This is a genomic window from Rossellomorea sp. QJM3NY_18, assembly GCF_056173145.1.
In genome coordinates this window covers 3,214,083-3,236,186 of sequence record NZ_CM149659.1, presented here as the reverse complement: position 1 = coordinate 3,236,186, position 22,104 = coordinate 3,214,083, and the positions used below count along the sequence as shown (strand labels likewise).

Annotated in this window: 23 protein-coding genes; 17 read left to right on the top strand and 6 right to left on the bottom strand. The window is 42.1% G+C overall.

Going from position 1 to position 22,104, the window contains the following annotated elements; genetic code table 11:
* Window positions 1-31 precede the first annotated feature (31 nt).
* The 4 genes from AC0VXY_RS16745 to AC0VXY_RS16730 all read left to right on the top strand — a co-directional run bounded on the left by AC0VXY_RS16745 (window position 32) and on the right by AC0VXY_RS16730 (window position 3,443).
* Window positions 32-109 (top strand): DUF7695 domain-containing protein, encoded by a 78-nt coding sequence (locus tag AC0VXY_RS16745; protein WP_475527890.1) that lies wholly within the window; start codon window positions 32-34, stop codon window positions 107-109.
* A gap of 379 nt (window positions 110-488) precedes the next feature.
* Window positions 489-884 carry a hypothetical protein gene (locus AC0VXY_RS16740; protein ID WP_475525937.1) on the top strand — a complete coding sequence of 132 codons (396 nt, stop codon included), beginning with the start codon at window positions 489-491 and terminating at the stop codon, window positions 882-884.
* Entirely contained in the window at window positions 881-1,708 is an 828-nt protein-coding gene (locus AC0VXY_RS16735) for a hypothetical protein (protein ID WP_475525936.1), read from the top strand. The genes AC0VXY_RS16740 and AC0VXY_RS16735 overlap by 4 nt, the downstream gene beginning before the upstream one ends.
* A 91-nt stretch (window positions 1,709-1,799) precedes the next feature.
* On the top strand, window positions 1,800-3,443 hold the full coding sequence (locus tag AC0VXY_RS16730; RefSeq protein ID WP_475525935.1) for a hypothetical protein: 1,644 nt from the start codon (window positions 1,800-1,802) through the stop codon (window positions 3,441-3,443).
* Between the two features lie 267 nt (window positions 3,444-3,710).
* Here AC0VXY_RS16730 and AC0VXY_RS16725 read toward each other — a convergent pair whose 3' ends face one another.
* Window positions 3,711-4,229, bottom strand: a complete 519-nt coding sequence (locus tag AC0VXY_RS16725; protein ID WP_475525934.1) for a cytosine permease — start codon at window positions 4,227-4,229, stop codon at window positions 3,711-3,713.
* Between the two features lie 129 nt (window positions 4,230-4,358).
* The gene (locus AC0VXY_RS16720) at window positions 4,359-4,547 is read right to left on the bottom strand and encodes a hypothetical protein (protein WP_475525933.1); all 189 of its coding nucleotides are present in this window, start codon (window positions 4,545-4,547) and stop codon (window positions 4,359-4,361) included.
* Window positions 4,548-4,740: 193 nt separating this feature from the next.
* Between AC0VXY_RS16720 and AC0VXY_RS16715 the strand changes: the two genes are divergently transcribed.
* The 3 genes from AC0VXY_RS16715 (at window position 4,741) to AC0VXY_RS16705 (ending at window position 6,268) form a co-directional block, all read left to right on the top strand.
* Window positions 4,741-5,181, top strand: coding sequence for a hypothetical protein (locus AC0VXY_RS16715; protein ID WP_475525932.1), 441 nt, complete (start codon window positions 4,741-4,743; stop codon window positions 5,179-5,181).
* Window positions 5,182-5,282: 101 nt separating this feature from the next.
* Entirely contained in the window at window positions 5,283-5,495 is a 213-nt protein-coding gene (locus tag AC0VXY_RS16710) for a hypothetical protein (protein ID WP_475525931.1), read from the top strand.
* 434 nt (window positions 5,496-5,929) lie between these two features.
* Window positions 5,930-6,268, top strand: a complete 339-nt coding sequence (locus AC0VXY_RS16705) for a hypothetical protein (protein WP_475525930.1) — start codon at window positions 5,930-5,932, stop codon at window positions 6,266-6,268.
* A gap of 272 nt (window positions 6,269-6,540) precedes the next feature.
* On the opposite strand, the gene AC0VXY_RS16700 is transcribed toward AC0VXY_RS16705, so the two are convergent.
* A complete protein-coding gene (locus AC0VXY_RS16700) occupies window positions 6,541-7,869 on the bottom strand; it encodes a purine-cytosine permease family protein (protein WP_475525929.1) in 1,329 nt (442 codons plus the stop codon).
* Between the two features lie 242 nt (window positions 7,870-8,111).
* On the opposite strand from AC0VXY_RS16700, the gene ald reads away from it, so the two are divergent.
* Both ald and AC0VXY_RS16690 read left to right on the top strand, forming a co-directional pair.
* The gene (ald, locus tag AC0VXY_RS16695; protein WP_430337213.1) at window positions 8,112-9,230 is read left to right on the top strand and encodes an alanine dehydrogenase; all 1,119 of its coding nucleotides are present in this window, start codon (window positions 8,112-8,114) and stop codon (window positions 9,228-9,230) included.
* A 318-nt stretch (window positions 9,231-9,548) separates the two neighbouring features.
* Window positions 9,549-10,229 (top strand): metal-dependent hydrolase, encoded by a 681-nt coding sequence (locus AC0VXY_RS16690; RefSeq protein ID WP_435989764.1) that lies wholly within the window; start codon window positions 9,549-9,551, stop codon window positions 10,227-10,229.
* A 125-nt stretch (window positions 10,230-10,354) separates the two neighbouring features.
* On the opposite strand, the gene AC0VXY_RS16685 is transcribed toward AC0VXY_RS16690, so the two are convergent.
* Both AC0VXY_RS16685 and AC0VXY_RS16680 read right to left on the bottom strand, forming a co-directional pair.
* Complete coding sequence (locus AC0VXY_RS16685) at window positions 10,355-10,687, bottom strand: hypothetical protein (RefSeq protein WP_475525928.1); 333 nt, start codon at window positions 10,685-10,687, stop codon at window positions 10,355-10,357.
* A gap of 184 nt (window positions 10,688-10,871) precedes the next feature.
* On the bottom strand, window positions 10,872-11,207 hold the full coding sequence (locus AC0VXY_RS16680; protein WP_475525927.1) for a DUF3784 domain-containing protein: 336 nt from the start codon (window positions 11,205-11,207) through the stop codon (window positions 10,872-10,874).
* A gap of 255 nt (window positions 11,208-11,462) precedes the next feature.
* Between AC0VXY_RS16680 and AC0VXY_RS16675 the strand changes: the two genes are divergently transcribed.
* A complete protein-coding gene (locus AC0VXY_RS16675) occupies window positions 11,463-11,705 on the top strand; it encodes a hypothetical protein (protein WP_475525926.1) in 243 nt (80 codons plus the stop codon).
* Window positions 11,706-11,813: 108 nt separating this feature from the next.
* A complete protein-coding gene (locus AC0VXY_RS16670; protein WP_475525925.1) occupies window positions 11,814-13,133 on the top strand; it encodes a DRTGG domain-containing protein in 1,320 nt (439 codons plus the stop codon).
* Between the two features lie 243 nt (window positions 13,134-13,376).
* Here AC0VXY_RS16670 and AC0VXY_RS16665 read toward each other — a convergent pair whose 3' ends face one another.
* Window positions 13,377-13,682 (bottom strand): YtpI family protein, encoded by a 306-nt coding sequence (locus AC0VXY_RS16665; protein WP_435989769.1) that lies wholly within the window; start codon window positions 13,680-13,682, stop codon window positions 13,377-13,379.
* 93 nt (window positions 13,683-13,775) lie between these two features.
* Here AC0VXY_RS16665 and AC0VXY_RS16660 point away from each other — a divergent pair, with 93 nt between their 5' ends.
* The 6 genes from AC0VXY_RS16660 (at window position 13,776) to AC0VXY_RS16635 (ending at window position 21,908) form a co-directional block, all read left to right on the top strand.
* The gene (locus tag AC0VXY_RS16660) at window positions 13,776-14,717 is read left to right on the top strand and encodes a DHH family phosphoesterase (protein ID WP_475525924.1); all 942 of its coding nucleotides are present in this window, start codon (window positions 13,776-13,778) and stop codon (window positions 14,715-14,717) included.
* Window positions 14,718-15,051: 334 nt separating this feature from the next.
* Complete coding sequence (locus tag AC0VXY_RS16655) at window positions 15,052-15,324, top strand: heterocycloanthracin/sonorensin family bacteriocin (RefSeq protein ID WP_435989771.1); 273 nt, start codon at window positions 15,052-15,054, stop codon at window positions 15,322-15,324.
* A 143-nt stretch (window positions 15,325-15,467) separates the two neighbouring features.
* Complete coding sequence (locus AC0VXY_RS16650) at window positions 15,468-17,378, top strand: putative thiazole-containing bacteriocin maturation protein (RefSeq protein ID WP_475525923.1); 1,911 nt, start codon at window positions 15,468-15,470, stop codon at window positions 17,376-17,378.
* A complete protein-coding gene (locus tag AC0VXY_RS16645) occupies window positions 17,375-19,321 on the top strand; it encodes a TOMM precursor leader peptide-binding protein (RefSeq protein ID WP_475525922.1) in 1,947 nt (648 codons plus the stop codon). The genes AC0VXY_RS16650 and AC0VXY_RS16645 overlap by 4 nt, the downstream gene beginning before the upstream one ends.
* A 20-nt stretch (window positions 19,322-19,341) precedes the next feature.
* Window positions 19,342-20,910, top strand: a complete 1,569-nt coding sequence (locus AC0VXY_RS16640; protein ID WP_475525921.1) for a SagB family peptide dehydrogenase — start codon at window positions 19,342-19,344, stop codon at window positions 20,908-20,910.
* A gap of 461 nt (window positions 20,911-21,371) precedes the next feature.
* Window positions 21,372-21,908, top strand: a complete 537-nt coding sequence (locus AC0VXY_RS16635; protein WP_475525920.1) for an N-acetyltransferase family protein — start codon at window positions 21,372-21,374, stop codon at window positions 21,906-21,908.
* Window positions 21,909-22,104: the final 196 nt, after the last annotated feature.

The window sequence follows — 22,104 nt, the reverse complement described above, 5'->3', positions numbered from 1 at the left end:
AAACAATACGCATTATAGAGGAGATTTGTTAATGCGAAAAGTAACTATTAATAAAGTTGGTTGTAAGAGGTGTAACGACATTATTGAGTCTAAACATGAACATTTTTGAAGATGTAAATGCGGAGTCATATTTATTGATGGTGGAACAACTTATCAAAAATATGGACTGAGTGTAAATCCAACAGAGGAAAAAGATAAAATTGAAAGCTATATTGATTTTAGCTTGTCGGTCTACGAGGAAAGTGAATAGCTATCTTTCATAATCATTGTTTATTGTAAATAGGAGGTTGTTAATCATAAACTTTTTATATAGATTATTTCTTACTTTCAACGCTACATCAATAATAATTGTAATTTTTCTTGTGAAGGAACAAGCAGCAATACAATGGTGCAATAAACTATCTTTTTTACCTGATTTTTTTTCGTATATCCTGTATTTTAGTTTACCAATAGTTTTTACTTTGATAAGCCTCCTTTTAGCTAAATCATTGGCTAAAGATAGTTTGGAGAAAACCGAAAAGAGTATAAAAAAAGAAGATGGCCAAATACAAACTATTAAAATGTCTAAAGTAATTGAAGTGGAACAAGCAAATAATGCTTTTTTACCAAGTTATTTAGGTTATTTCTTTGTTGCACTTAGTATCCCTTATTTTGAAACCTTGATTTTTATTTTCTTAATATTATTTTTATTTACGTTTTATTCTCAAACCCTCTACTTTAATCCTTTATTTTTGCTGTTTGGGTATCACTTCTATTATTTAACTACTGTTAATAAGACAAAAGTTTTTATAATAACTCGAAAATCTCTGAAGAATCCAAATGATATTAACTTGCCAGAATTGAGAAGAATTAATGATTTTACTTTTATTGACTTAGGGAGATGACAAAGATGAATTTCTTAGTTGCTAGTACCAAAGGAAGAGAAGGACAAATCTATAAGGTTTTGTCAGATAAAGTTTTTGATATGCCAGATGACTTGGATAGCCCAAAAGCATATAATTCAGACTATAAATTAGAGGATGATGAATGGTTTCACATACCAAATTTCTCAAGTGAGGAATACTGTATAGAGTTTTTAAAAAAAGAATTTATTTCTACCGATTATGATCAGATAGGGACTATTGATATCGATAAATTACTTTTTTTATGTTCATACCAAGAAGGGATATATTTTTTCCAAAAAATCACCCAATCATCAATTGTTAATAAAAAGTGGTTTAAAATTGGTGAGCCAGTAATTGAAAATCAATCTCCTATTATAGTTATTAAAGAAGTACCTGATGCTATTTATGTACAGTCAGAGGATACGCTTTACTTTAAGAATCTTTCATCGCTTACTTCGATTTTCAAGGGCATAATAGAACTTTATAAGGAAGCCACACAACAAGAAACAGAAGAATTTCTAAGAAGTGACTATATTAAACTTGAAGAAGGTTATGATGCCTTAAAAGTAAAAACTGCAAATAGAAAAAGAATAGCATTAGCTATGGAAACATTTCAAGGATTTTCAACAAATGAGAAGAGTGCAATATATTCATACATTAAAGACTATTGTAGTGAAAAGCTCTCTTTTGATGAGGAAGAATCAAAATTTAAAATAAAGAACGAAGACGAATTAAAACATCTACTTTGGGGAATTGAACAACGATATTATACTACACCTGTTGGAAATGAAAAAATGGTAGCGAATTCTGTCTCAAAGGTGTGAATAACGTAACAATAATTAATGCTTTATAATATTTCTACCGTATAAATTATATTAAATACATCCAAATGTACAGTTATTAAGGAGAGATAATTTGGAAGAATATGAAGTAAGAAATCATACAAAAGATTACGTTTTAAATCGAATCGATGGCTTTATTAATAAATATCGTGAAAAATACAATGGGCATATAGGATATTTATTGTATTATCCTTTAATAGCTGTAGAGAGGAGGTTTCAGGATGAAGATCCTGATCATTATAAAGCAGATTTAGATAGATTTTCTATAAGCTGGTTTTTAGGTTATTTGTATAATAACATTGATTGGACAAAGAGTTTTGATTTTGATAATAGTGAATTTAATCATTTTCTAACTGAACATTTGAGAGATATTAAAAACATTTACTTAGATTACTTGATGTGTGAACAAATAATGGATATGAATTCGATTGCTAAAAGTAAATTTAATAAACTTGAGAGCGGAAAATATGAATTCACTTTACCTACAATTACGGGTGGTTTAAGAAAAGAATATATTTATTTTTATGGGATTGGTGGCACAACTGATTTTGAAAATGAAAATAGAAAAAAAGAAGCCCCAGTAAAATACCTAATGAACAACTTTGCTTCATTAGGTCCGAAGTCTTTCAAGAGAATAAAGAGATTACATATAGATATTGATACTGAACTATTAAACTTATGTTATGAAGCTGTTGAAGTAGACATAGTTAAGCTGGGAGGTAATGTTAAATCTGATGTATTGAACAATGTAAAAGACTTAAAAGAATTTTTGGCTTTTATATATTATCATTCTATTGTAGTTAAAAGTGCATTTATGATTGGAAATGTGTTTAATAGAGTAAATGAATATGATCATATCTTTACAAGTGATTTAGATTGGTTTTTAAACAAGTTTGTTAGCTCGACTAATTTATCTGAAGCAAAGACCATGAAATATGTAAATTATTTTAAATTTAACGGGAAGGGAAGTTTGCTCGAATTTCCGATTATAGAGCACAATAAAAAAGTTATATTTGTTCCTTCTTCATGGGTTCTAAATGATTTTCAATTTAGTATTGTAAATGGTCATTATTATAAAGAAATTCAGATTAATAATAGAGATAAAACTATTTCCCATAGCGTAGTAAAAGATATAGAAAGTAAAGTGGGGAATTTTCATAATATAATATATAGTAAAGAATTTTATTATGAAATTGAGACCGATGGCAATAAGGGAAAGATTAACAGTGATATTGACTTTACTATATATGATAGAGACTCTAATACATTTATAGTTATAGAATGCAAATGGAAAGAAAATCATTACGTTCAAGCAGGAGAGGAAAATTACAGAAAGATACACCGGTCTTTGTATGAAATATATAATAAGCAAATAAGCAAACACAAAAAATATATTAATGACAGTAAGGAGAGGTTATGTGAAATTTTGGACTGGAAGGTATCTCCTGAAGAAATAGATGATGATTTTGAAATATTTTATTTGGCAGTTGATAAAAGAAGTCAGCTTTTCATTGATGGTTATTCTTTAGTTTCTTCATTTGCTTTAAACGCTCTTTTTGATATTTATTCAAAAGGCAATAAGTTGATGCTAAATAAGGTTATTCAAGAATTAAGAAAACAATCAATGAAAGCAATATATATTAATCTTCAGGAAATAAGAGAGTATCAAGTATCTGAAGAAGTTACTGTCCTCACTGATGAATTTAACTACCTATAAGTAATAATTTGTAAAAAATCTTATTTTATATCTATACAATAAGTTGAAAATATCATACGTATTCGCTTTTTAGAGGGAATGATCTTAACTACCTTTTTGTTTCTATTCAAAAAAGTATTTATTCAATATAAGATAAACACTACTACATGATTTATCTGCCACCACTATCCAAGTCATATGGAGTGCGGAAACAAGTGTCATTTAAAATTGATCAAGCATTCCAGACAAACAAAAAGTGAACCTTATCTAAAGGTTCACTATCAATCCTTAACCAAGCTCTTGAATAGGATACTGCTCTTCCATCCGACCTCGCATCTTACTAACCACATAAACACCACAAGTAACAATAAAACAACTAAATACCGGCGAAAACGAATCAAGAATCCCCAAATAAACCACCATCCCAATTCCCAACACAACCAACGCCTCCCGATTAAAATTCGACTCCCCACTCGCAAGCCTCACAAGCGCACTCTCAGAAATTCTCCCTTTCCTAATCACCAAATAATCAGCCACCAAAATCGCCGATATCGGAATAATCAGGATCCCGAGATAAGAAATATACTCCTGCGCATTATAAACCAGCTGTGGAAACGAACTTAAAATAATCCCTGCGATACTGAACACCAATGCACTTTGAATTCGTGAAAGAGACAGAAGTGCGTTAAGCAAACTATATCCTCCTGTATACGCATTACTAAGATTAATCGAAATCATCGATACCATCGCACACGCCGTGATCACCAACAGAAGCAAACTGGAGTCAGTGAGCTGCCCAGCTGCCACGAATGGATTCAAATCTTTTGCTGTAGCGGGTGATGTCGGAGGATGCACTGACGCCTAAGATGTATTGGACGAAGACGAGGCTTGAGTAGAATAGGAACGTTCCGATGGAGAAGGGTTCCTGGCCTTGTGTTAGTGTTGGGAGGGAATCGCTCCTTTTGTTAGGAATAGGTACAGGATGATTCCCTGGCCGATCACGAGGATCGGGAAGTATAGTTTGGTCGCTTTCTTGACGGCTTCGAAGCCGATGAGGGCTAGAAGGGTCATGATGATGGCGAGTCCGATGGCGACCGGTGTGTACGGTGTGACTTTTTCCACCATGGAGATGATGACGAAGGTTCCTCCAGAATATAGGGGTCAGACCCTAGGTAATGTGAAACGTTAAAGAGATGGGGGGCAGATGTGGTCCCGGTTTTGTGAGAATCATTCTAAAAAATGGTATTGGTAGGAGGGTTTTAGTAGAATTTAGAGAATTACTAATTAGAATATATTATGAGAGTTGGAGGGGAAAGCTATGGAAAATATTATTGATAAAAAAGATTTTAATGATTTAGCTGATGAGGTTTTTGAAGGAGAAGTAATTAATCCAGAGATAAAGAAAAACATTATAGAACAAAGTTATTCAGCATATAAAGAGTCTATTAAATCAATGGATTTTGATAACCAAGATATTACAGATTTGACTCGAGAGGTTCTTCAAGTATATAAGGAAAAGCTATCTGATAATAACTTGGACTGGGATCAGCAATCAGAGATTATGGATAGAATGGAGAAAGTATTAGAACAAAAAGTTAAAGATGCTAAAGATATTAGAACAAAACACTTTATGTTTTTAACAGTAGGCCTATCTGTTGCAGCAGGTGCAGTTGGCGCTACCGGTGTAGCACTAGCAAAGCACGGACCAGAAGCAATGGAAAGAATACTTGATAAAACAAAAAGTTGGGTAAATAAATAATTTTACCCTTTTTGAGTATAACTTAAAAAGGATAAAAGGGGATTTCTAATGAAAAGTGCTACAAAATCAATTGAAGATTTAAATCTCAAGTTAAAGTTGAGTTGAAAGAGCTTGCGGCTAACAGAGGTTTAACAGGGTATGAAAGTGAAAATTTAGATGAAATAGCTGAATTTTTATCCCAAGGGCTAGAGGGATTTGGACTAGAGAGACAGACACCCAAAATTACTGTAACATGGTTAAATAAGTCTAAGCGAGTTGGAAATATATATACAATAGATGTTCTAGAAGGAAGCATCAATAAAGATGAATATTAGACTAGAAAGAGCATTCAGAAATTACTCTGAATGCCCTTTTTAATTAATTGTAATATTTCTTCATTTCTGTTTTTGATCTAATTTTTAAATGGGTATTCTTCAATTTCCGTATTCATAGATATTTGAGTACTTTAAGGAACAATAACCTTCAAGCAATATATAGATGGAAGTTGTACGTATTATAGAAGGAATGAACTATTTCTATGCTATTACCGTAATATCGTTAAAAGGTATCATCAAAGGAAAGTAAAAAACTAAAATAATTTGGAAGAAAAGTACAAAAAACAACTGGATACACAACGAAATAAAATAAAAAACTTGAAGCAAAATTAGGGATACTATCTTATAAAGATCAAGAAGACTATATTCAGTATGAAAAGAAGTTAAATGAAACTATTGAAGTTTCCTACACAGGCAATTTAGAAGGGTATAAAGTGGTAGATGAGTTTGAACTAGGAGATACTACCGATGAAACTGTTTATTTCACATCCTCAGAACCCATGAGGGAGATAAATTTTTACGAGTACGACTTTAAAAATAATAAGAATGGAAAATTAGCATATAAATATGGCATCTTAAAGAATGGAGAAGCCTTAAAAATAAAAACATTTCTACCATGTGGAATTCATAACTATATTGTAGAATACGTACGATTTGATTACGTTAAAGGAAAGATTTTACTTGGTGAAGATGGTAAGAGTGGAATGTTAAGTAACAACCTTACAATTAAACACACATGGAAGAGTTATTTTTATTACTTGGTAAAAGCTTAAAACTCGAGACACTTTCGTAACTAACAGCTTATTCTTTCTAATCTTCCAATGGAAATCCCCTAAATTTTTAGGGATTGATAAAGATAACTTAGAAAAATTTATATCCATGCTCACCGTAGAATAGGGAAATTGCCTTATAACAATTATTAGTAACATTAACTCAAAATGATGCAATATTTTTACAAGACGGACAGGTTAATTTACATTAACCACTTCTTGGATTTTATTGAAGAAGAAAGAGTGAACCTAACATACAGGTTCACTCTTTTTCCTTAACCAAGTCTCTGAAAGGGATGCTGTTCTTGCATCCTACCTTTTAGTTTACTAAAAACATAGATAATAGAAGTCATAATAAAACTACTAAACCCCGGCGAAAACGAATCCGGAATCACCAAATAAATCACCATCCCAATCACTAAAACATACAACGCCTCACGATTAAAATTCGACTCCCCACTCGCAAGCCTCACAAGCGCACTCTCAGAAATCCTCCCTTTCCTAATGACCAAATAATCAGCCACCACAATAGCCGATATCGGAATGACCAGGATCCCCAGATAAGAAATATACTCCTGCGCATTATAAACCAGCTGCGGAAACGAACTTAAAACAATCCCGGCAATACTGAACAGCAATGCACTTTGAATCCGCGACAGGGAAGGCAGTGCATTCAGCAAACTGTATCCCCCTGTATATGCATTACTAAGATTAATAGATATCATCGACACCATCGCACAAGCCGTGATCACTAAGAGAAGCAGACTTGAGTCGGTCAGCTGGCCCGCTGCCACGAATGGATTCAGATCTTTGAACAAGCTGGCACTCAATCCTCCAAGGAGTGCGGTCATTATGAATCCGACGACGTTTCCACTGTACAGTCCCCAGAATCCGTGGCGGTCGCTTTTGCTGTAGCGGGTGATGTCGGAGGATGCGCTGACGCCTGAGATATATTGGACGAAGACGAGGCTTGAGTAGAATAGGAACGTTCCGATGGAGAAGGGTTCCTGGCCTTGTGTAAGTGTTGTGAGGGAATCGGCACCTTTCGTTAGGAACAGGTAGAGGATGATTCCCTGGCCGATCACGAGGATCGGGATGAATAGTTTGGTCGCTTTCTTGACGGCTTCGAAGCCGATGAGGGCTAGAAGGGTCATGATGATGGCGAGTCCGATGGCGACGGGTATGAACGGTATGGTGTACGGTGTTACTTTTTCCACCATGGAGATGATGACGAAGGTTCCTCCGATGGTTTGGACGCTGAACCAGTAAAGGGACGTCAGGGACCGGATGGGGGATGCGATGAGCATCGACAGCCGGGTTCCGATGATGGACCGTAGGACGTATTGTGCGGGCAGGCCGTAGCGGGAGCCCGGTAGAGATAGGAATGATACGAATAGGAAGGCGACGCTTGCTCCGAGTACGGTGGCAATGAACGCTGCCTGGAAGGATAGTCCGCCTTCAAGGACGGCCAGTGCCGGGATAAGGAAGTTTCCTGCGTTCACGGAGAAGGCGAGCTGTATGATGAAGTATTCGATCCATGTAGTTGATTTTAACTCGGGTGGGACCTTTTCGAGTCCGAGCCGTTCGATCATGGGTTGTTTCATAAAAAAAGTCTCCTTTGGGTATACTAGGATGCATGGTTTCTATTTTAAAGAATTTTTGAAAAAAAGCGAAGAAATAATCATTTATTTTTTTAAAGAAAAGTAGAGATATTTCCTAAATTTTTTGTTAGAATGTAAGTGCTTACAGGGTGAGTAATTGCCCTTCGCTATTATATATGAATAGTGTTATATTTAGGAAGTAAATGCTCCAAGGAGCAATAGTGCATTTAGGAGGTTGGCTTAGTATGCGTATTGGTGTACCAACGGAAATTAAAAACAACGAAAATCGTGTGGCCATGACGCCGGCTGGTGTTGTGAACCTTGTTCAATTCGGACATGAGGTTTACATCGAAGCTGGAGCGGGAATGGGTTCAGGATTTACAGATGAAGATTACAAAGCAGCAGGTGGACACATCGTTGATTCTGCAGCGGAAGCATGGTCCATGGATATGGTCATGAAGGTAAAAGAGCCACTTCCAAGTGAGTACTCTTATTTCCGCGAGGGGCTTATCTTATTTACATATTTACATCTTGCTCCAGAGCCGGAATTAACGAAAGCGTTAATCGATAATAAAGTGGTCGGAATCGCGTACGAAACGGTTGAACTGAATCGTGCCCTTCCATTACTGACTCCGATGAGTGAAGTGGCAGGACGTATGGCGACTCAAATCGGTGCCCAGTTCTTAGAGAAGATCCACGGTGGTAAAGGTGTACTCCTTTCAGGTGTCCCTGGGGTTCGCCGCAGTAAAGTAACGATCATCGGTGGAGGAGTTGCCGGTACGAACGCCGCCAAAATGGCTGTCGGCCTTGGTGCCAACGTCACGATCCTTGATCTTAACCCAGATCGCCTTCGTCAGCTTGATGATATCTTCGGTAGCGACGTAACAACGCTTATGTCGAACCCGTTAAATATCGAACAAGCTGTAAGAGAAGCAGACCTAGTCATCGGTGCTGTACTGATTCCAGGAGCGAAAGCACCTAAATTGGTAACAGAAGACATGATCAAAGCGATGACACCTGGTTCAGTTGTTGTCGATATCGCCATCGACCAAGGCGGAATCTTCGAAACAACGGACCGCATCACAACGCATGACGATCCAACTTACGTGAAGCACGGCGTTGTACACTATGCCGTTGCCAACATGCCTGGTGCCGTACCACGTACGTCTACCATCGCACTGACAAACGTAACCGTACCTTACGCGGTTCAGATCGCAAACAAAGGCTACAAAAAAGCGTGCCTAGACAACGAAGCTTTATTAAAAGGTATTAACACATTGAACGGATATGTGACGTACCAAGCGGTTGCTGAAGCGCATACTGTAGACTACTCAGATACTAGAACACAATTAGAGCAACAATAACAACAGGAAGCCGACTGCATGGGAATGTTCAGTCGGCTTTTTTGTGTTTTTTTACCGTAAATTGACTAGCGTTTTTAAAGTGAACTGGGTTACGCCAGTTAGCTGATTGAAGCGGAAGGTGCTCGACTCCGACGGGAAAAGCGGGAAAGTTGAGACCCCGGAAGCGAAGCTGAGGAGGCTCAACTCACGCCCCGCGGAAAGCGAGCACCTGCAGCGGAAATCAGCCTGCACTCGCTTAATTTTATGAAATTCGGGTATAACATAAAATAGCATACGAGAGTAAGAAAAATAGATAAGTTTATTTGGAGGAGAGAAATTATGAAGATTTCATATCATGGACATTCAGTAGTGAAAATCGAAACCAATGAAAAAACGATCCTTATCGATCCATTCATCACCGGAAACGAACTGACAGATCTTAAATTGGAAGATGAAAAACCAGATGTCATCATCCTTACACACGGTCACAACGATCACGTAGGGGATACAGTGGAACTTGCGAAGAAAAACGATTCCCTTGTCATCGCCAATCACGAACTGGCAACGTACCTAAGCTGGCAACTGGTGAAAACTCACCCAATGCACGTCGGTGGAGCCTATGAATTCGACTTTGGTAAAGTGAAATTCACACAGGCCTTCCACGGCTCTGGTTTAATTACAGACGGCAATGAAATCATCTACATGGGGATGCCTGCAGGAATTCTCTTGATGATTGAAGGGAAAACCATTTTCCATGCAGGGGATACAGGATTATTCTCAGACATGAAACTGATCGGCGAACGTCACCCAATCGACCTTGCCTTCCTTCCAATCGGAGATAATTTCACAATGGGACCTGAAGATGCGGCAACGGCAGCAAGCTTCTTAAAAGCGAAGAAAGTCGTGCCGATCCACTATGATACATTCCCTCCGATTAAGCAGGACCCGCATAAATTCGTCGAGATGCTTGAGGATTCTGAGGGGCAGGTTATGAAGGCTGGAGATGTGATTGAATATTAATAGGGTTTACGTTACCTGAATAAGAAGTGAGTTAACAATACAATTAACACAACAAAAAGCTTGGGGTATCCCAAGCTTTTTGTTATTATTCTTATTCAATTAAAGGCCCCCGTTTGTTGAATAACTCAATTTCCATATTTATCGCCTCTAATAGGAATACCGTACTCTTCAGGATGATTAAAGTAGTCTTCATATGTTAATGAGCTAACAACTTCAAAATCTTTTGTTTCAGGATTATATTCAAAAACAACAAGTTGTTCCCAACCACTGTTATGACCAATATCCATCACTCCCACTCTGTTAGGTGCTAACTGAACAACTCGCCCACCTTGGTTATTAACCTCTACATTCGGTGGTGGATGTTGAACATTCTGGTTGGTATTTAATTTGAGTGCTATTACAATTAAACAAACTAAAATTCCACTTAAAATCACTTTGGTAAAAACATCATTTTTCATTACCAGAATTCCTCCTCTTTTACTTCATTTAACTATAAAATTTCAGTTTTCCTTTGTTGATTAATCCTGCCCTATAGCCGAAGATGCTAACGATTGCTGGTGTAGTTGCAAGGAGGATGCTTTATCAGCAAACGCCCCCTTCACTTTAAGAAGGAGCCAAGACAGAATTGGAAATTTACTTCTATTAATTATTCTTTTTAAATCTGTTTCCTGTATTTGCGTAAACTAATCCAAAAACAATAAGGGATATAAATAAAACCAGACCAATATAAAGCAAGAACTGGATTTCTAATACTTCACTCAATGCCCATAAAAATATACTAAAACTAATTCCATACATCATTTTACTCATGAACTTGCACAAACTTAATTCATTGTATTTAGCCTTTTCGCTATCAGACATTGTATTATAACCAGCAATTAAGAATGCTCCTTTTCCTTTCGATAGAAAAATAGCGTAAATTAAGAAAGCGATGGAACCGATAAGGTTAATAATAGCGTTAATATTAGCTCCCTCCATAACAATTATCCCTCCCCTTTAATATCTTTACGAATAAAGAAAGTAAAAGTTCCAAACTCGTCTAAAAGAAGACGAATTATCCAATGACTCGCCCGTTAACTTGATTTAATATCCTAATTTATATGCCATTTACGATGTTCCTCCACAAAAACTGAACTCCTTAGTTGCAAATGCATCGCCTTTTTCTCAAGTTCACACAACATCCCCCACTCACTCGCATATACATGATACAAGCCTAGAAAGGAGGAACCACCCTTGAAACAACGATACATTCTCTGCTTACTCATCACCGGGGCACTCATCTACTACGGAGCCCCCCGCATGTCCATTTTTGCAGAAGGCCTACAAGGAACCTTCGCCATCAGCTGGCTCATCCTCGCCACCTGTGTCCTAGCCGGTAACCTGGCAGCCGTGCTTTACACACCGAAAGGAACAAGCAAAGGTAAAAAGTTGAAATCGAAGCCGGTTCGTAAGGTGAAATCACGATCATTTGGCTAAAGAAAAGCGGGGCTTGTATCACTCAAAGCCCCGATTAAATTGAAACACCGCGCTTTTCACATTATAATAAACATATAAAGTAGGACGTTATAAAGAAGGGTGAAAAGCTTGGCTACAAAACACGAACAAATACTAGAGTACATAGATACCCTGCCTGTCGGAGAAAAGATCTCCGTCCGCCAGATCGCAAAAGCACTGACCGTCAGCGAAGGAACAGCATACCGGGCGATCAAGGATGCCGAAACCAAAGGCTACGTCAGCACCATCGAACGCGTCGGAACGATCCGCATCGAACAGAAGAAGAAAGAAAATATTGAAAAACTCACCTACGCAGAAGTGGTCAACATCATCGATGGACAAGTACTCGGTGGACGATCCGGCCTGCATAAGATGCTCAACAAGTTTGTCATTGGAGCCATGAAGCTTGAAGCCATGATGAGGTACACGGAAGCCGGAAACCTCTTGATCATCGGGAACCGGACCCAGGCTCAGGAACATGCCCTGCGCGCAGGGGCAGCCGTCCTGATCACAGGGGGATTCGATGCAGACGAAGACGTAAAGAAGCTCGCGGATGAACTCGAGCTCCCAATCATCTCCACTTCCTATGACACCTTTACCGTTGCCACCATGATCAACCGGGCCATTTACGATCAGCTCATCAAAAAAGAGATCGTGTTAGTGGAAGACATTTTAACCAAAGTGGATGATACGATCTATCTGCATCTGGATGACACGTTGGAAGAATGGTTCGAAAAGAATCAGTACACATTCCACAGCCGTTTCCCGGTCGTGGACCGAAACCTGAAAGTCCACGGGATGGTGACGTCAAAAGACGTTATGGGCCAGGAAAAGTATGCAGGCATCGATAAAATCATGACAAAGCAGCCAATCACCGTCAGCCCAAATACGAGTGTCGCATCTGCCGCCCATATCATGATCTGGGAAGGGATCGAATTACTTCCCGTCGTCAATGAACAGAACAAGCTGCAGGGAATCATCAGCCGCCAGGACGTTTTGAAAGCCCTGCAAATGATTCAACGTCAGCCGCAGGTCGGGGAAACGATCGATGACCTCATCTCGAACGCAGTGGAAGTAATCGGCGAGAAGAAAGACAACAAAGAAATCTACCAATTTGCCGTCACACCGCAGATGACTACAGGGATTGGAACGCTCTCCTATGGTGTATTCACCACCTTAATGACAGAAGCCGCCAACCGTGCACTGAAACCATACAAAAAAGGCGACCTCGTCATCGAAAACATGACCATTTATTTTATCAAGCCTGTTCAAATGGAAAGCGTACTCGAAATACATCCAAAGGTACTCGACGTCGGGAGAAAATTTGGTAAAGTGGATGTAGAAGTATATAGTGAAGGCGTGCTCATGGGGAAATCCCTGATGATTTGTCAGTTGATTGACCGGCATTAGGTCATTTTAGAAATAATAAGTGAGAGAAAGTAAAAAGCTAAAACTCATGTTGATTGTAGCGGAAGATGCTCGACTCCTGCGGGAAAAGTGGGACAGGTGAGACCCCGCAGGCGAAGCCGAGGAGGCTCACCGCCCGCCCCGCGGAAAGCGAGCATCTGCAGCGGAAATCAACCACTACTCCCTAATTAAAAAGTACTTACAATCAAAAAAAAGACTAGATAAACATCTAGTCTTTCAAATACCTTATTGGTTATCCAGTTCCTTCGCTTCCCTCTGTGCAAAAGGGAGCACATGCTTGTACATTTTATATCCGGCCCAGCAGCTTCCAAGTCCCAGCACGATAAAAAGCGCGCCGATGACATACGTTAGCGTACCAGGGAATAAAAACAGCTGATTGATCCCGAACAGGGCAACGAACAGCCCAAGGGCAATGCTTGCTTTAGCCGATAACCATTTCTTTTCCATCGGTCGTCTTGTCCGCACTTGTCTTATTTTATAAAAAACATAGAACGTGAACGTGACGACGATCAGTAATGCGAGAAAATACATAGTTTTGTCCTCCATCGTTGACATCTCTCGCTACTATTTTACAGATAACCGAGCAGAATGCCAAATAAAAATTCCACCACAAAGGAGATTCCCATGAAAGAACAAATCCTGAACCTTATCAAACAATATGAAACGATCATTGTACATAGACATGTCCGACCGGATCCGGATGCATACGGATCCCAGGGAGGGCTCGTGGAAATGCTGAAAGCCTCATTCCCTGAAAAACATATCTACGCTGTCGGGAAAGAAGAAGAAACCCTTCACTACCTAAAGCGTCTGGATGTTATCGAAGATTCCGTATTCGAAGGGTCCCTGATCATCGTCTGTGATACGGCTAACGAAGAACGGATCTGTGACCGTCGCTATAAACTTGGTGATAAGCTTGTGAAAATCGATCACCATCCAAACGAGGATGCCTACGGGGATCACCTTTGGATCGATACTACAGCGAGCTCGGTCAGTGAAATGATCTATGAATTTTACCAGTTCGGAAAAGACAAAGGATTGACCCTGCCTGATTCAGGGGCACGACTCCTGTTCGCAGGGATTGTCGGCGATACGGGAAGATTCCTGTATCCAAGCACGACCCAGAAGACGTTTGACATTGCAGGTGAATTGATCCGCTATGATTTTGACCGGAATGAATTATTCAATAAAATGTATGAAGTCGATTCCAATGTTACGAAGCTTAACGGATATGTGCTGCAGAATTTCGTGATGGATGGGGATGGCTGCGGCATGATGGTCATGACGAAGGATATCCTCGAGGAGCATGCGGTCGTCCCATCTGAGGCATCCCTTCTGGTCAGTACGCTGGGGAATGTGAAAGGCATGAAAGCATGGGTCTTCTTTATTGAAGAACATGATCAGATCAGGGTTCGCCTTCGCTCGAAGGGTCCTGTCATCAACACCATCGCCAAGAAATACAACGGCGGCGGACATCCCCTGGCTGCAGGCGCGTCCATTTATTCTTGGGACGAGAAAGAAGAAGTGATGAAGGATTTACGGGAAGTGTGCAGGAATCACCAATAATTTTTACCAAGAGTCGGCGGATGCCGGCTTTTTTTGTTGCCTGAATCATTCAGATAGGAAAGGGAAAAGGCACAACGGGTTTAAGCAGGAGCTTTTTCCGATTTCACAATCAACTCCGGTCCATTGACGGGAGTCTTTTTGTATTCTTCCTTACGCCATGTCCCTACAAAATAGGCTTATGTATCAGTAACAATACCCAGCGAATTTACATAAATTGTTGAGGATGATTCCCCTTTATAGTGCATTGACCTAAATGCCGGCAACTCTTTATAAAAAGACTCATGACTACACGTTTCGAGAGCCATATGATACTTTTTTGGGAGGTAATGAAGATATGAATAATTTTTATAATGAACTTCAAGGTTTGAATGTAGGTGATTTCCAGGCAACACAGCCCGTTTCCTGGGATCAAAACATGTATGATCCGAATGACGAACGGCTTTTCCTAGGAGGATTTGGAGGCTGCTTTGGATTTGGATTCTCATGCTTCTTTAGTTGTTTTGGGTGCGGTGGTTGTGGAGGATGCTTCCGTTGCGGCGGGTGCGGGAGATGTGGCGGAGGTGGCCGTTGTGGCGGATGCGGAAGATGTGGACGCTGCGGTCGTTAATCGGCTTTTAGAATATCGTGTTCGGATTGACTCCTGTATGAGTTCGTGCAGGGGTCTTTTTATACATATGGGACAAAGTGAGACTCATACTATGGTAATGACAGCCAAAATACAAGAGATAAGTGGGGGTAAGGAGGAGCATTATGGGAAAATTGGACCCTTCGATGCGTTTAAAAGTGAAGAGGGATACGTTTTACCTCCCTGAACGGGACAGCGGAGTTTACTTCAGGAATAACCTATGTTCTTTCCGTATGGAAGGTAGTGGAATTGATCAATGGGTTGAGAAGCTGCTGCCGATGTTCAATGGGGAATACTCCCTTGAGGAATTGACGAGTGGACTGCCTGGACCTTACCGAAACAGGGTCATGGAAATGGCAGAGGTTTTGCATAAAAATGGATTTGTCCGGGACGTCAGCAGGGACCTTCCACATCAGCTGTCCCCACACGCCTTGAAAAAATTCGCCTCACAAATCGAGTTTGTCGAAAGTTTGGCAGACTCCGGAGCTGCAAGGTTTGAAACCTACCGGCGGGCCAATGTCCTGGCAGTGGGATCTGGTCCTTTTCTGACTTCATTGGTTTCATCACTCATCGAATCAGGAATCTCAAAGCTGCAGGTGCTCGTGACCGATGAGGTACCTACGAATAGACGCCGAGTGATCGAGCTTGTGGACCATGCCCGGAAAACGGATCCGGAATTAGAACTCATGGAAGTCGGGTTCAGTGAAGGCGGTTGGCGGGAGGCACTGGAGCCTTTTGATTCAATTTTATATGTGAGTCAAAACGAAAACCATGAGGAACTCGACCTGCTTCATGCGATTTGCAGGACGGATCACAAGCTGTTTATTCCGGCCATTTCTCAAAAGGAGAAAGGAATGGCCGGACCCATCATCCATCCCGATACGGAGGCAGGGTGGGAATCGGCTTGGAGGCGAATCCATGTAACAGCCTTGGAAAAAGAGGACGGCAAATCGCTTGAATCGGCGATCCCTGGAGCCATGCTCGCGAACATGATCGTCTTTGAATTATTCAAAGAAATAACAGGAGTGGCAAAAGCCGATCAGCGAAACCGAATTTTTCTCCTGGATAAAGAGACTCTTGAAGGAAGCTGGCATTCCTTTTTACCACATCCGTTGGAGACAGGGCGTTTGGCAGCTGAAGCTGTTCAAGGTCTGGAGGCATCGCTGGAACAGGTGACGGAAAGGTCTGATCCTGAAAAAATGCTGTATTTCTTCAGTCTGCTGACGTCAAAAGAGACAGGAGTTTTTCATGTATGGGAAGAGGGGGATACGAAGCAGCTGCCACTCGCTCAATGCCGTGTCCAGCCCGTCGATGGACTGTCGGAAGGTCCTGCAAAACTGCTGGATGAGGTGATCTGCAATGGCTTGACCCATGCAGATGCACGTCGGGAAGCCGGGTTAAGAGGAGTAGAGGCATACGCTTCAAGACTTGCCGGTTTGATCGTTCCTCATCATACAGGTGAATCTATGGCCATCAGCACAGGAGCGACGTTTACAGAATGCGTGGGACGCGGGCTTCATCACTGTCTGACTGATGAGCTGCGAAAAAGAGAATCCGCTCAAAAAAACACCATTTCACCTCTTGCACTAGATGCGGTTGAAGATGAAACATGCCGTTTTTATGTAAACGCATTGACTACCATGCAGGGAGAGCCGGAAATCGGAATAGGGGAGGATGTGGCTGGCTTTCCTGTCGCCTATGTCCGGGGTAAGAAAGGTTGGTATGGAAATACCGGCTTCACCGTAACCATGGCGCTGAGGAACTCTCTGCAGCATGCACTCTTTCACGCTCAGAACGCTTCGGATGCTCTAGACGCAAACCCTGTTGCCGTTACATTAGATGAACAGAGTGTGCACAGGATAACCATTCCGGCCATTGATGATAGGATCCAGTATGAAAACCTGAGAGAAGCAATCGACACCTTGAAACGGAATCGGAAACAGGTAGTGGCGTACGAACTGGATATGGAACCTGCTTTTAAACAGGAGCTCGCAGGCGTGTTTGGTGTGCTGCTGCGAGAGGAGGAAGGGCAATGAGTTCTTTCGTGGTCATTGTGGGAGAGGGGATGCTCTCAAACCTTGTATGTGAGCAAATGTCAGCCCGGTACCCCGTTTTCAGGCAAAAAAACGTAGACAAAAACATCCCGGCCAATACCGATTTGGTGCTGACACTGGACGATACGTGGAATCCGGCCGTCCATGAAATGGCAGAAGAGGTAATGAGGGGGACCGGGGTTGCTTGGCTGAGGGGCTTCGTTGCCTTTGGAGAGGGAATCATCGGACCACTTGTGCGACCGCATACACCAGGATGCTCACATTGTGCCGATGTGAGACGTCTCCTTGGAGGAAAGGAACGGCATGAAATGCGGGAAGTGCAAAGGAAACTCGCGGATGATGGTGGAATGACGAAAGACCCGTGGGCTTCAAAAACAGGTATCTTGCACATGGCTCACATCATCACCTCAGAAGCTGTCAGGATCCTTGAGGGTGACGAGGCCAATGCTGAAGGACGGGTATGTTTCACCGACTTGAGGACGTTGAACAACTCTTGGCACTCTTTTGTTCCGGACTCGTTATGCCCGGTTTGCAGCGGCATTCCGGATGATTCACCGGAGTTGGCACATGTGTCCCTCAAGCCCAGCCCGAAAATCCGTGCCGACAGTTTCCGCTGTACACCACTCGATGAACTGGAGAACGTTCTGATAAAAGATTATCTGGATAATCGGACCGGACTCTTCAACAGCAAGATGTATGACCTGGTGACGCCATTTGCCGATGCGAGCGTCAACATGCCGATGTTCTCCGGGGATGAGGGGACGGCGGGACGGACTCAAGCTTACTCAGACAGCGAGCTGACCGCCATCCTTGAAGGGTTGGAGCGTCACTGCGGGTTGGAGCCACGGGGGAAACGGACCGTCATCCATGACTGCTATCGGAATGTGGAGGAACACGCACTGAATCCATTAGACGTCGGCGTGCACACCGACGAACAGTACAGCATGCCGGGATTCCCATTTGAAAAGTTCGACCCAGACAGGGCCATTGACTGGGTGTGGGGATATTCACTCATCGAAGAGCGACCGATTCTTGTTCCTGAGCTCCTTGCCTACTACAGTCTGGGTTGCGGCTCATCCGGCTTTGTCTATGAAACGTCCAACGGCTGTGCCCTTGGGGGAAGCAGGGAGGAAGCGATTTTCTACGGAATCATGGAGGTCGTCGAACGGGATTCATTCCTTATGACCTGGTATGCAGAACTGGGGCTGCCTCGTCTCGATCCCATGACAGCAGAAGACGAGGAGCTGCAGTTAATGATCGAACGGATGCGTGCGGTCGCAGGTTATGATCTCCATTTATACAACTCCACCATGGAGCACGGAATTCCAAACGTCTTTGCCATGGCCAAAAACAGGAAGGACAGTGGATTGAATCTGATCCTCGCGGCAGGTGCCCACCTGGATCCCGTTAGAGCTGCCAAAAGCGCGATTCAGGAACTGGCCGGGATGATGCTGAATCTTGATGAAAAGTTGGAGAAGAACAAGGCGACCTATGAAAAGATGCTGTACGATGATTCCCTCGTCAGGCAGATGGATGATCACGGCATGCTGTATGGATTGCCCCAGGCGGAAGACCGTTTTGCCTTTTTGCAGGGCTCGAGCCAAGGCTTACGGAGTTTCCAGCAGGAATTCAATTGGCGATCAGAACACACCGATCTGACGGATGACCTGAAGGAGATCCTTGAAAGATTCCGAAGCCGGAACCTTGACGTCATCGTCGTGGACCAAACGGCACCGGAACTTGAAAAGAACGGACTTCACTGCGTAAAAGTCCTGATCCCCGGCATGCTTCCCATGACGTTCGGGCATCACCTTACCCGGCTGACAGGGCTAGATAGGGTCCTGAACGTCCCGGCGGAACTGGGATACAGAGACCGGCCATTGACATTTGAGGAGCTCAATCAAAAACCGCATCCGTTTCCTTAAGGTGTGAGGAGGTGAGGAGGATGAGTCTGGAAGAATTTCTGCACAATCTGCAATTCGATATCAACCGGGCCAATCAGCCAAACTGGGAAGTAGACTGGGAGGATGCGCCCCTTCCCTATAAGCTGTACCGGGGATTGCCGGCGGTACCATTGTCACTTGAAGTACCGTTGTCACTCACCGGGGAACAGCCTCCGTTGAAACCTGATGTTGAAAGGATCGGTCATTTCCTTTGGTATGTCTACGGCATCTCAGGGGTAAGTCAGTCGGAGCATCCCGACGATTTCGGGGAGGAGTCGTATCCCATCCACTCCTATCGACGGTTTCCTCCATCCGGAGGGGCGCTGTATCCGAATGAACTCTATCTCTATTTGAAACTCGAGGATTTGCCCCAAGGAATCTATCATTATGATGCCGCCCACCACCGCCTTGTCCTACTCCGGGACGGGAATGTCGATTCGTACTTAGAACGGGCACTCGGCAATCACTGCGACATCACGACGTGTTTTGCCACTGCCTTTGTGTCGGTGAGATACTGGAAGAACTTTTTTAAATACAATAACTTTTCCTACCGGCTGCAGGGGCTCGATGCCGGCGTTCTGATGGGGCAGCTCTTGGAAACATCCAAACGGTTCGGATTCGAGACAGGGGTGTATGCTCAATTTCTCGACTCCCCGATCAACCATCTGCTTGGACTGTCTGAGGAAGAGGAAAGCGTCTATTCCGTCATCCCGCTTTCGGTTGCTGCAACGAATTGGGGTGGCAGGGGGATGGAGCGGTCAGTCACCGCTGAAGAATTATGCCGGGAACTGCCGGCTATTTCTCTTGGACATTATGAAAGGTCTGAAAAGGTTCGAGAGTTTCCTAGGTTACTGGAGGTGAATGAGGCTTCTAAAATCGATTGTACGGGTGATTTTCAAAAGGTGATGAAAAAGCCGGTTATGAGAACGGGAGAGAAAGAAATCCATCTTCCGCAAATCGAGTCCGTTCAGTATGAGTTTGTTGCAGCCTGTGAAAAGCGCCATTCCCCGGAGATGGATTTTGTCATGGGGAAGGTCAGCCAGGAGAGTCTCGCGGCCTTATTGAAAAGGGCCACTCATTCATACTCGTTTAGAAGTGACCTAGACAACGTTTTTGACTGCGAAGAACCCCGTGTTTCCATATACGGCTGTTTGTATAACGTAGAAGGCATACCAAATGGCGCATACGCATATGACAGTGGCCGCCATTCCTTGAGGGAAATCGGTACCGGGGATTATCGAATTCAGCTGCAATCGGGATTGTCACTTGATAACGTTAATTTGTTGCAGGTGCCGTTGTGCCTTCATATCATCGGGAACAAAGATTATTTCAAGGATTCTCTTGGATACAGAGGGTACAGGATCATGCAGATGGAAGCGGGAATGCTTGTTCAGCGCCTTCTCTTGGCGTCTTCGGCTGTAGGATTTGGGGGGCACCCGCTGCTTGGGTTTGATACGGCGGTGACGGATGGGATTTATCAACTGGAAGCTGAGAATCTAACCACCTTGATCCAGATCCCAATCGGACCTTTTCGGGAAAAGGCTTGGATGAGGGGGAGTTTGATGAGTTGAAAGGTAATGAGCCGCGGTGCCTGTTCCCCGTGGCTCATTTCTTCCACGGATAAAAAAATTCTACACCGTGGCATGATTATCGAATTTCTCGCTTGATTTCTATTAACCTCGTACGATTAGGACGTAAGCCGCATGATTAACCCAAATCCCGCACGATTATTTCAAATCTCGCATGATTCTGCTGATGCACTTTATCTAGGAAGTGAGTTAAGAAGGGGATATGGTGGAAAAGAATAGATCTATAGAAGTAACATTGAAAAAAACGTCCCTTGAGCAGGCCACGGGACGTTTTGTTGATGAAAGTAGATGAAACTGGGGATCAAGCACACTTTCAATTTAAAGTAGGGAGGTATCTTTTTTAGATTAGGTGGTTATTCGGTTAAAAGGCCAGTTCGTTGAAGAAGGAGATTTTAATCCGATGTCGTAATTATTTCTTAGAGATATCACTTAGGAGGATTTAAATGCCACTGTCTAAAGATAATGTAGAATACATAATTCGAAACGTGAAATTAGAGGATGCGGAGGTACTTTTGGATATTGAGAGATCTGTTATTTCTGAAGGTGAATATTTCATCGTAGTATCAGAAGAGGTAGAAAAAAAGCCATTGCAGGAGGAGAAAGAACGAATACAAAGTATATTGGATAACATAAAAGAAACTCTTATTGTAGCGAAAGTAAATGGTGTGGTTGTCGGATCGATAGAATTTCGTTCGCAAACTAGGAAGAGATTATCCCATACTGGCTCTGTTTCAATGTCGATAAGTAAAAATTACAGAGGCATGGGAATAGGGAAGGCGCTTTTAAAGGCATTATTAGAGTGGGCAGAAGAGAACCCATTAATTGAAAAGGTAAGTTTAGGGGTCCTATCAACAAATCAAAGAGCAATTTCCTTGTACAAGCAGATGGGCTTTTTGGAAGAAGGTCGTTTAATTAAGGAATACAAGTTAACTGATGGGAAATATATTGATGATATTCTTATGTACAAATTTGTACAATAACCTAATGTCGCTTTAGTTAAACATTCATTAAGCAAACGGGCGCAGTCTAGACTATTGGATAGCGTCCATTGTTCCGTTATAGGGGACAATAACTGATCCAGCTATTGCCCTTCTTTAATTATCAGGCAGGTTAAAGCAAGAAGAAGTTATACATTATAAAGAAAATGTAGTATTTAAATAGAATTGAGGAGAAATG